The organism is Bacillus sp. A260 (assembly GCF_009861435.1).
In the GTDB taxonomy this organism is placed as follows: Bacteria; Bacillota; Bacilli; order Bacillales; family Bacillaceae_G; genus Bacillus_A; species Bacillus_A cereus.
In genome coordinates this window covers 3,866,678-3,879,662 of sequence record NZ_CP046398.1, presented here as the reverse complement: position 1 = coordinate 3,879,662, position 12,985 = coordinate 3,866,678, and the positions used below count along the sequence as shown (strand labels likewise).

The following is a 12,985-nucleotide window of genomic DNA, read 5'->3' as shown; positions in this document are numbered from 1 at the left end:
AAACCTCTGAATTTAAAAAGGGGGAGAAGAAGATGGGATATTATTCATTAACAGAAATAACAGCTGTACAATATGCGAAAGATCATGGCTATTTTGAAGAGAAGGCAAATGTCATTTGTCATGAAATTGGAGATGGAAACTTAAATTACGTGTTTAAATTAGATGATGGAGAGAAATCCATTATAATAAAACAAGCACTGCCTTATGCGAAAGTAGTTGGTGAAAGCTGGCCATTGTCTATAAAAAGAGCAACGATTGAAAGCAAGGCATTACAAATTTTTGCGCAGTATGTACCGGATTATGTTCCAGTAGTGTACAGTCATGACGAAGAGTTAGCGATAACGGTAATAGAAGACTTATCAAGACTAACAATTACAAGAAAAGGATTAATAGACGGAGAAGAATATCCGCTTTTATCCCAGCATATTGGTCGTTTTCTAGCACATGTTTTATTTTACACTTCAGATTTTGGTTTACAGTCAAAAGAGAAAAGGGTACTAGAAGGTACCTTTGTAAATCCGGACCTTTGTAAAATTACAGAGGATTTAGTGTTTACAGATCCGTTTGGACATTATGATACAAATGATTATGAGCGAGATTTACAGCTCGTGGTTGATGAACTTTGGAGTGATAAAACTTTAAAACTAAAAGTAGCACAATATAAATATAAGTTCTTAACAAGAAAAGAAACTCTTATTCATGGTGATTTACATACTGGTAGTATTTTTTCGTCACCTTCTGAAACGAAAGTGATTGATCCAGAATTTGCGGCATATGGCCCATTTGGGTTTGACATAGGTCAATTTATTGCAAATCTATTATTAAATGCGTTATCTAGAGAAGAAGAAAAGAGAAGTGTACTATTTTTCCATATAGAAAAGACGTGGAGTTATTTTGTAGAGACTTTTACAAAGTTATGGATTGGAGAAGGTGTAGAAGCATATACGAAAGAAAAACAATGGTTACCAATTATTTTGCAAAATATCTTTACTGATGCTGTTGGATTTGCCGGATGTGAACTAATTCGTAGAACAATTGGTTTAGCTCATGTAGCAGATTTAGATGAAATAGAAAATAAAGAAACAAGAATTCAAGCTAAGAAACAAGCGCTATCCTTAGGAAAAGAACTAATAAAATATGAATCTAAAAGTGCTGATATTCAACTGTTTCGAACATTATTTCAACAGACAGTTTCAAGGGGTGTAAAAGCATGAGTACAATCGTTACTGTTCCGAGATCTGTAAGTTGGAAAGGGGATGCAATTGCGGTATTAAATCAAACGAAATTGCCACATAGCACAGAATACAAAACATTAACGACTATTGAAGAGGTTTGGAAAAGTATCATAATGTTAGAAGTACGCGGAGCGCCTGCAATTGGAATTGTAGCTGCATTTGGCTTGGCGCTTGCAGCGAAAAAATATAATACTTTACATATCGAAGAATTTCAAAAGAAGTTTAATAGAGACTGTAACTATTTAGGGACATCACGCCCAACGGCAGTAAATTTATTTTGGGCAATTGATCGTATGAGAGAATCTATTCGAGAGATTACTACAATAAAAGAAGCACAAAAAATATTAGAAGAAGAAGCGCTTCGCATTCAACAGGAAGATGAAGAGGTGTGTCGAAATATTGGGGAATATGCGTTAACATGTTTTAAAGATGGCGATAATATTTTAACAATCTGTAACGCTGGAAGTATCGCAACTGCCAGATATGGAACTGCATTAGCTCCCTTTTATATTGGAAAAGAGAAAGGTGTGCGTTTACATGCATATGCGTGTGAAACGAGACCAGTTTTACAAGGTGGTCGCTTAACGACGTGGGAATTGAAGCAAGCAAATATTGATGTGACCCTTATAACAGATAATACTGCAGCTCATGCTATTCAAACGAAAGAAATAAACGCAATTATTGTGGGGGCGGATCGAATTGTCGCAAATGGAGATACAGCCAATAAAATAGGGACAATGAATTTAGCTATTTTAGCAAAGTACTTTAATATCCCATTTTACGTTGCTGCGCCACTGTCAACATTTGATGTTACGAAAGAAACTGGAGCCGAAATTATTATTGAAGAAAGAGATGAAACAGAAGTTACGAAAATCTTTGGAAAACAAGTAGCACCAATTGGAACGGATGTTTATAATCCAGCATTTGACATAACGCCGAATGAATTAATTACAGGAATTATTACTGAGAAAGGTATTATACGCGGGGACTATAAACGAGAAATTGCATCATTATTTGAAAAACAAGCTAATACATAATAGCTTGTTTTTTTATGCCTAAATGCAGTGTTTTCTCTTACTTATATAATGAAAGGAGGGGAAGAGGGTGGAAGAGTGGATCAAGATGATAGGTAATGTAGGGTTTCCGATTGTTGTAACATTATATTTACTCCACCGTATTGAAAGTAAATTAGAGGGGGTAATTGTTGCAATTGAGAAGCTCCCGCGGCAATTACTAAAGTACGAAGATCCTCGGGATAAAAAATAAAGTTTGCTCTTCTTGAGCAAACTTTATTTTTATTGAGCGGTATAACCACCATCGATAACGACAGCTTGACCAGTTATACCTTTAGCTTTTTCACTCGCTAAAAACATCGCATAATCTGCAATTTCTTGTACTTGTAATAAGCGCTTTTGTGGAACGAGTGGATAAATAACATCTTCTAAAACATTTTCAAGTGGTACATTTCGTGTAGTAGCTAAGTCTTGTAGTTGATTACGTACAAGGGGGGTATCAACATAACCAGGGCAAAGGGCATTAACAGTAATACCATGCGTAGCACCTTCTAAAGCGGCAACTTTTGTTAATCCAATTACGCCATGTTTTGCACTATTGTAGGCAGCTTTTCCAGCAAACCCGACAAGGCCGTTAATAGAAGCGACATTAATAATACGACCATATTTTTGTTGTTTCATAATCGGAAAGGCATGCTTAATTGCAATAAACGGAGCAATTTGCATAATTTGAATTAGTAGCTCGAACTTTTCAGTTGGAAAGTCTTCAATGGGTGAAACGTGTTGCATTCCTGCGTTGTTAATTAATATATGTAATGAACCGAAATGATCAACTGTTTGAGAAATTGCTGCTGTAATTTCCTCTTCAGATGTAACGTCACATTTTAAACCGATAGCTTGAAAACCTTCATTTTGTAATTGTTCAGCAGCTTCTTTTGCACGTTCTTCAAGCCGATCGGTAATCACAACTTTTGCACCTTCTTTTGCAAAAGCCTTTCCCATTTCATAACCAATGCCACTTGCAGCACCTGTTAAAAAGACAACTCGATTTGTAACCATGATGAAAAACATCCCTTCATAATAAAGTTTTCATAGTGCTCTATTTAGAGAAGCTATAATGAAATTCCTGCAAACATTTGGAAAAAAAAATCGTTAGCTATCTTGTTTTGCAAAATAGTCTTTGCTATACTATTTTGTAAAGTAAGATACTTACGCTTATCTATCTTGTAAAGCAAGATAGTAGGAGGATTTGAATTATGTCGACAAGTCAAATGCTGAAAGGGATTTTAGAAGGATGCTTACTTGCTATTATTTCTGAAGGCGAAATATACGGTTATGAAATGAGTGAAAAGCTAGGGAAGTATGGTTTTACAATGGCGAGTGAGGGAAGTATTTATCCGTTATTAATACGAATGCAAAAAGAAGGACTAATAACAAGCGTAATGAAGGAATCTCCATCTGGTCCAAAGAGAAAATATTATACATTAACAGAAAAAGGCGAGGAAGCACTTGATGAATTTATGGATCGCTGGGAAACGATGCAAAGTAGTGTAGAACGTCTACTTGAAGGGAAGGGAAGGAGAAAATAATGCTATCAAGTGAAGCGCGAAAGTTTTTGTTAGATATGAGATTATTTTTGACGGCAAAGAGTGTGAAAGAAAGCGATATTGAAAATTTTATAGAAGATGCGGAACTCCATTTAATTGAGGGTGAGAGTGATGGGAAAAGTGTAGAAGATATTTTCGGAAGCTCACCGAAAGAATATGCAAATGAACTTGTACAAGTGATGGAAAAAGATAGACAGGAAACGTGGAAGCAAATTGGTTTTACAGTAATGAATATCGTATCGTTTTGGATTATTGCTTCTATCTTAATAGTGAATCATGGAATGTTACAGATTTCACTTATTCAGTGTATCGGTTATAGTTTTTCATTGATTTTAGTTGTTATAGGTCCTAATTTTCTACTTCGCAAAATGGCCTTCGTAACAAGTTTTACAAAAACATGGTTTTCTATGTGGTCTTTAGTTATGATCGCTCCAATGTTTTTATTAGGAGCTGTTACGATATTAGACGTGATATATCCGACAAAAATGCTCACATTCACCGAAGTGCAAAGTTATATAGTAGCTGGTGGGATTTTTATCATCACAGTAGCTATAAATATATACTTTGAAGGATGGTTTAAAAACTTATATTTAATCATTCCACTTTCAATTATGTTAGTGTTTAAAACATTTACAACGGAAGATCTTGTTCCAATGTTATTTCAAATTATATGTTTATACGGAAGTTTATTTATTTTAATTTTTGTTGAAATTATGGTGAAGGCGAATAGAAGAGAAATGGTTAAATAAGGGAGGGGCTATAATGCAGATTTCTAAAGAAGGAGAAAAGTTCTTAATCGATACGAAAGTATATTTAATAACACAAGGAATTAAAGAAGAAGATGTTGACGCTTTTTTAGAAGATGCAGAACCTCATTTAATTGAAGGTGAGAAAGAAGGAAAAACGGTAAGTAATATATTTGGTGATTCGCCAAAAGAATATGCGGAAGAATTAGCGAAAGAGATGGAGAAGGATAAAGGCGGAAGTATAAAGAGTGTTTTAGGAATGATTATTGGGATAGGTGGGTATTGGTTACTAACCAATATTTTATTTGGAAATCCGAATCAACAATTTACGTTAACAAATGTACAGGTAATTGGTTATCCTATCGTTTTAATTATTACAATTATTGGAACGGTTTTTGCGTTTAGAATGTCTTCTTTTAAAAGTAAATCAGTAGAGTTTGGAATTATTTATGTAATAGTAATGATACCTATTTTATTATTAGTGTTATTAATGTTTATGAATAAATGGTATGGGACGCCAATTTTACAATTGTCGACAATGCAGACATATATATTAGCAGTAAGTATATTTTTATTACTTCTTATTGGTGAAGTATATGTTCTTGGTTGGATGGGTGTTTTGGTACTAATTGTTCCTCTTGCGATTATGTTCTTATTTAAAGACTTAGAAGAAAGAAATGTATTTTGGGGAATTGCAAAGATATTACTTATGTATGGAAGTATATATGGATTAATGAGATGGTCTTTAAAAATTGAAGAAAGAAAAAGTGTGAACTAGAAATTCAATAAAAAGCGGCTGCTCTGGATATACCAAAAATTATTTCCAAAGAAATATTATATAGGGATTTTTAGAGGGATTACATTTACATTTAGTTGTCTATTTTTATTTCTAGCAGCCGGGATTTGTTTTGTTGATTGGAATAAGTTGTTTTAAACAGTAACATGAGGGTTACTGTTTTTTTCTTTGCAATAAAGAGCTTTGTAAAGAGAGTGTTTTTTGTTCGTTCGTCAATAGAGACTGAATAGGAACATTTTCAGGGCGCGGGACTATCGGATACATAAGATTGGTTGGAGAAGGATGGTGCTCCGAGCCAGTTGGGGAATGAGGATCTGCGTGAGTAAGTTTTCCGTGAACACGTCTTGTAAATAAAATATGACCGATTTCGTGAGCAAGCGTATATATATTTTTCATAGGAGCAGCCGAGTTTGTTAAAACGATATATCCGGTAAGTTGTTGCTGTTTTGCTAAAGAGTAAGCGCAGGCAATTACTGCTGTTTCTTTGAAATAATCACTGCCAATATAACAAATATAAAGGTCGCATTCAGGAGCTTCATTTACACATGTTTGGAAAAAGGATGCCAGCTTTTCTTGACTTTGAATGGAATTTTTATAACTGATTTCACGGTCAAAAAAACGGAAAAGTTCATTTAATACAATTACTTCTTGAATTTGAAATGTAATGGGGTGCCAAATTGATTCTGCAACAGCTAAATCTTTTGCGATGCGGTCATCAGAAATATCGGCGCCGGGAGTAATACAAATACATATATTGACGTATGGATCCATAAGGAACACCTCAACTGAAAAAAAGTTCTTCCTATAATATATGTGGGGAAAAGATGTCATGTATGGATAAACGCCTTCTTTATTGAATATATAGATGACAAGTCGAAAAAATTTCATAGTTCTATAACGTAGTGTGATCATCTTTTTGATATAGTAAAGAAAAGGGGGAGAATATATGTATACATTAAAAATCGTTTCAGACAGAGAAGCTCTTTATCAATTTGCAAGTTATGTAAGAGTTGTACAAGGGGTGGAAGATGTATATGTAGAGGTGGGAGAACCTTTATATGAACATCCGTTAATGAAGTTTTATGTACATATTAAGCTGAAAGAAACATATGAGCAGCATAAAGCGTTACAGGAAATAGCAAGATTAGTAGAATTGGGGCGTTTTACATATGTCCATTATCGTAATGATGAAATTGAGGAAGCTTTTGAAGCTGTAAAATATGAAAGTTTTAAGAAATAAAGGTGAAAAAAAGGAGGCGAAAGCTTCTTTTTTTCTTTAAAATTACATGAACAAAAAGAGCAAAATTTTGTTATGATAAGGGAGGTTAGGGAAAGGGGAATTTACATATGGGGTATATTGAAGAGTTACGAAAAGTCGTTGGTACAAGGCCGCTTATTCTCGTAGGATCAGCAATTATTATATTAAACGATAATCAAGAAGTATTGCTTCAATATCGTTCAGATACATATGATTGGGGTGTACCTGGTGGGGCGATGGAACTGGGCGAAACGACAGAAGAAACTGCACGTAGAGAGTTATTTGAGGAAACGGGGTTAACTGCAAAAATAATGCAATTTCTTGGTGTTCTATCAGGAAAAGAAGTATATTTCCGTTATCCGAATGGCGATGAAATTTTCAATGTTATTCATCTGTATCAGGCACATCATGTGAGCGGGGAATTAAAGCTCGATCATGAAGGGTTAAAACTTCAATATTTTCCAGTAGATAAGTTGCCAAAATTGAATGAAACGACAGAGAAAATTTTACAAAAGTTTTTATATGCGCTGACAGAATAGAAGGTTAATTCCTTCTATTTTTATTATATTAAATATTTTGATTTTTTAGTATGTTTATAGTATGATAGTTATAGATATACATCTTATGGAATTTCACCTAAAAACTGACTAGGGTACATAAGAGAGGGGCAAGTGCAAAATGCATAATGTTGTTATTACAGCTGCAGTTCGTTCGCCAATTGGAACTTTTGGAGGAGCGCTAAAAAATGTAACGCCAGTAGAATTAGCTGTTCCTGTACTTCAGGAAGCTGTAAAACGAGGCGGGGTAGAACCACATGAAGTTGATGAAGTAATTTTAGGTCATTGTATTCAAAGAACTGATGAAGCAAATACGGCGAGAACAGCTGCATTAGCGGCAGGATTTCCTGACACAGTTACGGGATATACAATCCAACGTCAATGTTCTTCAGGTATGCAAGCAATTATGTCAGCTGCAATGCAAATCCAATTAGGTGTAAGTGATGTTGTTGTTGCAGGTGGGGTAGAAGCGATGAGTTCGAGCCCTTATGCATTGAAACAGCACCGCTGGGGACAACGTCTACAGCACGGAGAAATTCGTGATACGGTGTGGGAAGTGTTAGAAGATCCGATTCACCATATTATGATGGGTGAAACAGCGGAAAATTTAGTTAAACAATATGAAATTACAAGAGAGGAACAAGATGAAGTTGCTCTTCGCAGTCATACATTGGCACTGAAGGCAATCGAGTCTGGATACTTTGACGATCAAATTGTTCCTATTACAATAAAAGAGCGTAGAAAAGAAGTTGTATTTTCGAAGGATGAACATCCACGTGCAGATATTACAGCTGAAAAATTAGCTGGATTGAAGCCGGCGTTCCGTAAAGATGGATCAGTGACTGCTGGAAATGCATCTGGCCTTAATGACGGGAGTGCAGTTCTAGTATTAATGAGCGAAGAAAAAGCGAAAGAAAAAGGTTTACAACCGTTAGCTAGAATTGTTGGATATTCAGTAGCTGGAGTAGATCCAAAAATTATGGGTATTGGACCAGCACCAGCAATTCGTAAAGGTTTAGAAAAAGTAGATTGGTCATTGGAAGATGCAGATTTACTTGAAATTAATGAAGCTTTCGCGGCTCAATATTTAGCTGTAGAGAAAGAGTTAGGCTTAGACCGTGAAAAAGTGAACGTAAACGGTAGTGGCGTAGGACTTGGGCATCCAATTGGTTGTACAGGGGCTCGTATTACAGTAAGTTTAATTCACGAATTAAAAAGACGTGGGTTAGAAAAAGGAATTGCCTCTTTATGCGTCGGTGGCGGTATCGGGGTTGCCTTATTTATAGAAGCACTATAAAAAAGAAGCAGCTATTGCTGCTTCTTTTTTTACGACTCAAATAGATGATGGAATAATCGATCGCGATTTTCAAAGAAAAGTTTCGTCGTTTGGTAATGCTCAGTTTCTTCTAATGTGGATTCGTGAATTCCCTCTTGTGTTAAAGAATATATAGTGGATTCAGGATAAGCCATTAAAATAGGAGAATGCGTCGCGATAACAAATTGTGAACCTTGTTCAGCTAGTTCGTGCATTCGAATGAGCATGGAAAGTTGTCTCATTGGTGATAAAGCTGCCTCAGGCTCATCTAAAATGTATAAACCTTGTCCTGAAAAACGGTTCATAAATAATGAGAAGAATGATTCACCGTGTGATTGTTTGTGTAGTGAGATACCACCATAAGAGTTGATAACCGGATTCCCACGTGCTTCTCTATCAGCATCTATTTCATCAATATAAGAAGCAACGTTATAAAATGATTCAGCGCGAAGAAAGAAACCGTCGTTTGGTGTATTGAAACTTTTTGAAATTCGAAGGTATTCATGTAAAGATGAATGGGAATCGTTTGTGCTAAAGCGGAAGTTCTTCGTTCCACCTTCTGCATTAAAACCTAACGCAATTGCAATTCCTTCAAGTAATGTTGATTTACCTGTTCCGTTTTCTCCAATAATGAATGTTACATTTGGATGGAAATCTAGTGATTGTAATGTTCGAATAGCGGGTAAGCAGTAAGGATATGCGGAAAAACTAGGGATATTTTCTTTTTTTAATGTGACATTTTGTAAAAAGGGTACGTCAATCAATATATAAACCTCAATTCATAACGGATTTTGAATTTAAAAAGGCAGCAAATACAAGTGTTAATGACACCTGAATCCCTTCTTGTTTTCTGAATATTTTATGTGGATTATATCATTTAAACTATCATATTCCAATGTGAAAATAAATATTGCATGAAGATTCATTCTCTCGTTATGATATATGGTATTCTATTGAAAATGTGAGAAGGAGTTAAAGTATGCCGTTTACATTTGCACATCCAGCAGCAGTTCTTCCTTTTGCGAAAAAGCACTCTAAACATATTTCAGTAACGGCTCTTATATTAGGTAGTATGGCGCCTGACTTTGAATATTTTTTGCACTTTAGACCCTATGGTGTTATTGGCCATACATGGCTTGGGTTCTTATATTTAAATTTACCGCTTGTATTTCTAATCGCATACATATATCATTACATTTTAAAAAAGCCGTTTATAACGCATTTGCCTAAACCGTTTGCTGGTTATTATTCATATGCAATAGATGAGAGGTGGGGGCTACATACCTGGAAAGAATTCTTTGTATTTTGCTATTCTGCATTATTCGGTATGCTCACGCATGTCGTTTTGGATGCATTTACTCATAATACAGGCTATTTCGTTATGAAAATAGCATTGTTACAAATTGAATTACACAGTATTCCATTGTATAAATATATGCAACATGGGAGTACATGTGTTGGCTTATTATTGCTATTATACGTACTATGGAAGTATAAAGATGAAACAGGGAAAGATATGATTGTAGCTTTAGAAAAAAGAAAGTATTGGGTTTCGATAATCATTGTGACAGCTTTTATATTTATCGTGCATGCGTTCCTAGACCCCTATTTTCATATTTTCCAAATTGGAGGTATAATAGTATCTGGACTGACAAGTTCATTTTGTGGAATTGTCATTGTTTCTATAGTTTACAAAGCAAGGGACTAATTTTATATTCATGAATGATAGCGTTAGGAGAAATGAAATGATGAAAGCATGGAAAAGTATTTTTGTTTTATGTAGTTTTCTTCTTATGTTAAGTGGTTGCTTCCATCAAGAAGAAAAGAAAGCTGAACCGAAGAAGAAAGAATCTATTCCTGAAACGAAAGAATATGGTGGGCGTGAGCTGAAAAAAGTAGGACAAAAAGTGAAAGAAACAGGATGGGGTACTTTCAAGTTAGAGCAGATGCATTCTGTGAATCAAACATTTGAAGTAGCGCCAATGAAAATTCACGTACAAGATGTGAAAGTAATCTCTTTATCACAAATGAGTGAAAAGGCAAAAAATACATTGAAAGTATACACGGCACTAACTCCTGAAGAAGTAAAACGTAGATTAGGGGATAAAGTAAGCCAAGAAGATGCAGAATTATATGCATCGCTAAGTGGAACAGAGATTAGTAATACAATTCGTTACGTTGAGATTACATATAAAGTGGAGAATAGCGGAAATAAAAATATGCAATTTTTCTCTATGAATGATGTTATGATTAATGGTAAGCAACATTTTAAAGTAGCCACTCAAAACTTTTTATATGACGAAGATACGTTAGTTGGTACAAAAAATGTATCAAGAGAAGACTATAAGCCTGGTGAAATAAGAGATGGTATTATTGGTTTAATACTTGACGATGGAAAAGACAAGGTAAAGGATATTCAGTTTACAACTGATGATTTACTTGCAGGAGATTCAGAAACACAAGATGTTGTAAAAGAGCCACAAACGTTTAACATCTCACTAAAATAATGTAAGACAAAACAGTCAGCATACAAATATTATGCTGACTGTTTTTTTATTTCTTTTATGTATGAATCTACATTTTGAAAAGGCACCTTAATTTTAAACGCATCTTTTTGTTCATTAAATTGCTTTTCATTGTAGGGACCGAAACGTTTATTGTGCTTTACATCAATAATCCAATAATGTTCACTTTTTTTATTCGCAATTGCTGCGTCAGGGTTATTTGGATCTGATTTTTCCTCAGTTTGTTTTGCAATAATGTATTTATCATCCCAAGCAATGTCTGTAATTTTTGCAGGGATGTATTGTGTGGCATATACAGCATCTTGCGAGGGGAAAAGTTCAAATGCATTTCCAGAAGTACGTATGAGTTCGTATTCATCGTTAACCGTATAAGTTAAGTGACTTGTGTTTCCTGCACAACCAGTTAATAGGAAGGCGACGAATAGGATTATCCATTTTTTCAATATGGGAACCTCCTTTATAATGCTATTGTAACAAATTGTACAAGAAAAGTAAGAGAAACGCTAGTTTACAATGTTTTTTAGAAGTGGTACGATGAGACGGGTAAAGAAGGATATGAAGGAGTCGACATAAAATGAAGTTAAAGATGCATCGTCCAGCGCTTGTAATGAATCGCATAGGTGCTTCCCTAATTGACATGTTTTTAATCTCGGTTATGTATGGTGCAGTAGTAGCTATTATGACCGGAAACTATAGTGCTATGTTTAAGCGCTTTAATATAAGCTTAGGTGATTTTAGATATGATTTCGCAGTAGTTTTCATATTAATGGCGATATATTTTATTGTATTACCCTTTATTTGGAACGGTGTTACACTTGGCAAAAAGGTAACGAGAATAAAATTAATTTCATTGAAGAGTGAAAAGCTAACGTTGCAAACATTAATTATAAGATTTTTTGTAGTGTTATTACCGAACGTATTGCTATTAGGAATTCCATTAATATGTAACGTATATATGATGTTGTTCCGCAAAGACAATTGCGGTTTTCAGGACTTAATTACAAAGACGAAAATAATAAGTCTTGTATAATAAAATAAAAAAAGACCCTTTTATATATAAAAGGGTCTTTTTTTATTTTATAAGTATATTGTGAATATTTACAGTAAGGAAAAACTAAAATGTGTCATTTCTATTTATAATAGATTGAAAATTAAGATAATGGTATAATGATTAAAAATAATATCTTTATCTCACCATTTGGGGCTGATTAAAGTTTTACTTTATATAATAAGGGGGAAGTTGAGATGACAGGAGGTAGCATAATTTTTTGGGGCATTCTCATTTTTATCGGTCTAGTTCTTGATCAGCGTAAGAGTAAGAAAAAAGAAGGATAAAAAGTAAACGTTTACAAATCGAATGGCAATTTTTCTTGCTTGCAGAATAATCTCATAAAGGAGTATACTGAATGACGGTAAGACTTATAGAAGGGGTAATGAAAATGAAGCTTGCAGGAAAAGTTGCTATCGTAACTGGCGGTGGCATCGGTATTGGACGTAATACAGCTCTTTTGTTGGCTAAACAAGGCGCAAAAGTTATTGTGACGGACATTGATCAAGAGAGTGGACAAGCAACAGTGGAGGAAATTACGAATCTAGGCGGAGAAGCCCTTTTTGTATTCTATGATATGGAAAAGCAAGGAGATTGGCAACGCGTTATTAGCATTACTTTGAATGCATTCAGTCGCATTGACATGCTTTTTCAAAATGCTGGTTTATATAAAATAGATTCTATTTTTTCTCGCCAACAAGAGAACGATTCCAATGTACTTTGTATTAATGACGTTTGGATAGAGATAAAACAATTAACGTCATCTTTTATGAAACAGCAAGAAGAAGTGGTGCTTAGTGATTTACCGATTTTCGGTATTATTGGCACGAAAGGACAATCATTTCATACAGGAGAAGCCCTAGTATAATAATGAAAACCGCCCTC

General features: G+C 34.7%; 18 protein-coding genes and 1 pseudogene. 15 read left to right on the top strand and 4 right to left on the bottom strand.

From position 1 onward, the window contains the following. The first annotated feature begins 32 nt into the window (after positions 1-32). From mtnK to GD442_RS19430, 3 genes are all read left to right on the top strand, one after another. Entirely contained in the window at positions 33-1,214 is a 1,182-nt protein-coding gene (gene mtnK / locus GD442_RS19440) for an S-methyl-5-thioribose kinase (protein WP_000542684.1), read from the top strand. Then, entirely contained in the window at positions 1,211-2,272 is a 1,062-nt protein-coding gene (gene mtnA, locus GD442_RS19435; protein ID WP_000104604.1) for an S-methyl-5-thioribose-1-phosphate isomerase, read from the top strand. The genes mtnK and mtnA overlap by 4 nt, the downstream gene beginning before the upstream one ends. A 67-nt stretch (positions 2,273-2,339) precedes the next feature. After that, positions 2,340-2,501, top strand: a complete 162-nt coding sequence (locus tag GD442_RS19430; protein ID WP_000393336.1) for a YvrJ family protein — start codon at positions 2,340-2,342, stop codon at positions 2,499-2,501. 29 nt (positions 2,502-2,530) lie between these two features. Here GD442_RS19430 and GD442_RS19425 read toward each other — a convergent pair whose 3' ends face one another. After that, a complete protein-coding gene (locus GD442_RS19425; RefSeq protein WP_000258428.1) occupies positions 2,531-3,307 on the bottom strand; it encodes a 3-hydroxybutyrate dehydrogenase in 777 nt (258 codons plus the stop codon). A 197-nt stretch (positions 3,308-3,504) separates the two neighbouring features. Here GD442_RS19425 and GD442_RS19420 point away from each other — a divergent pair, with 197 nt between their 5' ends. From GD442_RS19420 to GD442_RS28155, 4 genes and pseudogenes are all read left to right on the top strand, one after another. Further along, positions 3,505-3,837: a PadR family transcriptional regulator gene (locus GD442_RS19420; RefSeq protein ID WP_000107997.1), complete on the top strand. Its 333-nt coding sequence runs from the start codon at positions 3,505-3,507 to the stop codon at positions 3,835-3,837. Further along, positions 3,837-4,604 (top strand): DUF1129 domain-containing protein, encoded by a 768-nt coding sequence (locus GD442_RS19415; protein ID WP_000952890.1) that lies wholly within the window; start codon positions 3,837-3,839, stop codon positions 4,602-4,604. The genes GD442_RS19420 and GD442_RS19415 overlap by 1 nt, the downstream gene beginning before the upstream one ends. 13 nt (positions 4,605-4,617) lie before the next feature. Next, a complete protein-coding gene (locus tag GD442_RS19410) occupies positions 4,618-5,379 on the top strand; it encodes a DUF1129 domain-containing protein (RefSeq protein ID WP_001167278.1) in 762 nt (253 codons plus the stop codon). 12 nt (positions 5,380-5,391) lie between these two features. After that, a pseudogene (locus tag GD442_RS28155) lies at positions 5,392-5,535 on the top strand (DNA-binding protein); the annotation flags it as partial. Positions 5,536-5,550: 15 nt separating this feature from the next. On the opposite strand, the gene GD442_RS19400 reads toward GD442_RS28155, so the two are convergent. After that, on the bottom strand, positions 5,551-6,168 hold the full coding sequence (locus GD442_RS19400) for an ImmA/IrrE family metallo-endopeptidase (protein WP_000371608.1): 618 nt from the start codon (positions 6,166-6,168) through the stop codon (positions 5,551-5,553). 175 nt (positions 6,169-6,343) lie between these two features. Between GD442_RS19400 and GD442_RS19395 the strand changes: the two genes are divergently transcribed. The 3 genes from GD442_RS19395 (at position 6,344) to GD442_RS19385 (ending at position 8,509) form a co-directional block, all read left to right on the top strand. Next, positions 6,344-6,637: a DUF3928 family protein gene (locus GD442_RS19395; protein WP_000288330.1), complete on the top strand. Its 294-nt coding sequence runs from the start codon at positions 6,344-6,346 to the stop codon at positions 6,635-6,637. Between the two features lie 107 nt (positions 6,638-6,744). Next, positions 6,745-7,194 carry an NUDIX hydrolase gene (locus tag GD442_RS19390; RefSeq protein WP_000540529.1) on the top strand — a complete coding sequence of 150 codons (450 nt, stop codon included), beginning with the start codon at positions 6,745-6,747 and terminating at the stop codon, positions 7,192-7,194. Positions 7,195-7,333: 139 nt separating this feature from the next. Next, positions 7,334-8,509, top strand: a complete 1,176-nt coding sequence (locus tag GD442_RS19385) for an acetyl-CoA C-acetyltransferase (RefSeq protein WP_000552081.1) — start codon at positions 7,334-7,336, stop codon at positions 8,507-8,509. A gap of 29 nt (positions 8,510-8,538) precedes the next feature. On the opposite strand, the gene GD442_RS19380 is transcribed toward GD442_RS19385, so the two are convergent. After that, positions 8,539-9,291: an AAA family ATPase gene (locus tag GD442_RS19380; RefSeq protein WP_000568006.1), complete on the bottom strand. Its 753-nt coding sequence runs from the start codon at positions 9,289-9,291 to the stop codon at positions 8,539-8,541. 215 nt (positions 9,292-9,506) lie between these two features. On the opposite strand from GD442_RS19380, the gene GD442_RS19375 reads away from it, so the two are divergent. After that, complete coding sequence (locus GD442_RS19375; RefSeq protein ID WP_001116851.1) at positions 9,507-10,235, top strand: DUF4184 family protein; 729 nt, start codon at positions 9,507-9,509, stop codon at positions 10,233-10,235. 37 nt (positions 10,236-10,272) lie between these two features. Further along, complete coding sequence (locus GD442_RS19370; RefSeq protein WP_000973899.1) at positions 10,273-11,034, top strand: hypothetical protein; 762 nt, start codon at positions 10,273-10,275, stop codon at positions 11,032-11,034. Between the two features lie 29 nt (positions 11,035-11,063). On the opposite strand, the gene GD442_RS19365 is transcribed toward GD442_RS19370, so the two are convergent. Then, complete coding sequence (locus tag GD442_RS19365; RefSeq protein WP_000758789.1) at positions 11,064-11,495, bottom strand: DUF3997 domain-containing protein; 432 nt, start codon at positions 11,493-11,495, stop codon at positions 11,064-11,066. 131 nt (positions 11,496-11,626) lie between these two features. On the opposite strand from GD442_RS19365, the gene GD442_RS19360 reads away from it, so the two are divergent. The 3 genes from GD442_RS19360 to GD442_RS19350 all read left to right on the top strand — a co-directional run bounded on the left by GD442_RS19360 (position 11,627) and on the right by GD442_RS19350 (position 12,968). Next, complete coding sequence (locus tag GD442_RS19360; protein WP_000769080.1) at positions 11,627-12,082, top strand: RDD family protein; 456 nt, start codon at positions 11,627-11,629, stop codon at positions 12,080-12,082. 215 nt (positions 12,083-12,297) lie between these two features. Continuing rightward, complete coding sequence (locus GD442_RS19355; RefSeq protein WP_000145638.1) at positions 12,298-12,387, top strand: hypothetical protein; 90 nt, start codon at positions 12,298-12,300, stop codon at positions 12,385-12,387. A gap of 71 nt (positions 12,388-12,458) precedes the next feature. Beyond that, a complete protein-coding gene (locus tag GD442_RS19350) occupies positions 12,459-12,968 on the top strand; it encodes an SDR family NAD(P)-dependent oxidoreductase (protein ID WP_000218412.1) in 510 nt (169 codons plus the stop codon). The last annotated feature ends 17 nt before the right edge of the window (positions 12,969-12,985 follow it).

Bases quoted from the DNA above. Each gene is read 5' to 3' on its own strand.
- mtnK (WP_000542684.1), top strand. From the start codon at position 33: ATGGGATATTATTCATTAACAGAAATAACAGCTGTACAATATGCGAAA.
- mtnA (WP_000104604.1), top strand. From the start codon at position 1,211: ATGAGTACAATCGTTACTGTTCCGAGATCTGTAAGTTGGAAAGGGGAT.
- GD442_RS19425 (WP_000258428.1), bottom strand. From the start codon at position 3,307: ATGGTTACAAATCGAGTTGTCTTTTTAACAGGTGCTGCAAGTGGCATT.
- GD442_RS19420 (WP_000107997.1), top strand. From the start codon at position 3,505: ATGTCGACAAGTCAAATGCTGAAAGGGATTTTAGAAGGATGCTTACTT.
- GD442_RS19415 (WP_000952890.1), top strand. From the start codon at position 3,837: ATGCTATCAAGTGAAGCGCGAAAGTTTTTGTTAGATATGAGATTATTT.
- GD442_RS19410 (WP_001167278.1), top strand. From the start codon at position 4,618: ATGCAGATTTCTAAAGAAGGAGAAAAGTTCTTAATCGATACGAAAGTA.
- GD442_RS19400 (WP_000371608.1), bottom strand. From the start codon at position 6,168: ATGGATCCATACGTCAATATATGTATTTGTATTACTCCCGGCGCCGAT.
- GD442_RS19395 (WP_000288330.1), top strand. From the start codon at position 6,344: ATGTATACATTAAAAATCGTTTCAGACAGAGAAGCTCTTTATCAATTT.
- GD442_RS19390 (WP_000540529.1), top strand. From the start codon at position 6,745: ATGGGGTATATTGAAGAGTTACGAAAAGTCGTTGGTACAAGGCCGCTT.
- GD442_RS19385 (WP_000552081.1), top strand. From the start codon at position 7,334: ATGCATAATGTTGTTATTACAGCTGCAGTTCGTTCGCCAATTGGAACT.
- GD442_RS19375 (WP_001116851.1), top strand. From the start codon at position 9,507: ATGCCGTTTACATTTGCACATCCAGCAGCAGTTCTTCCTTTTGCGAAA.
- GD442_RS19370 (WP_000973899.1), top strand. From the start codon at position 10,273: ATGATGAAAGCATGGAAAAGTATTTTTGTTTTATGTAGTTTTCTTCTT.
- GD442_RS19360 (WP_000769080.1), top strand. From the start codon at position 11,627: ATGAAGTTAAAGATGCATCGTCCAGCGCTTGTAATGAATCGCATAGGT.
- GD442_RS19355 (WP_000145638.1), top strand. From the start codon at position 12,298: ATGACAGGAGGTAGCATAATTTTTTGGGGCATTCTCATTTTTATCGGT.
- GD442_RS19350 (WP_000218412.1), top strand. From the start codon at position 12,459: ATGACGGTAAGACTTATAGAAGGGGTAATGAAAATGAAGCTTGCAGGA.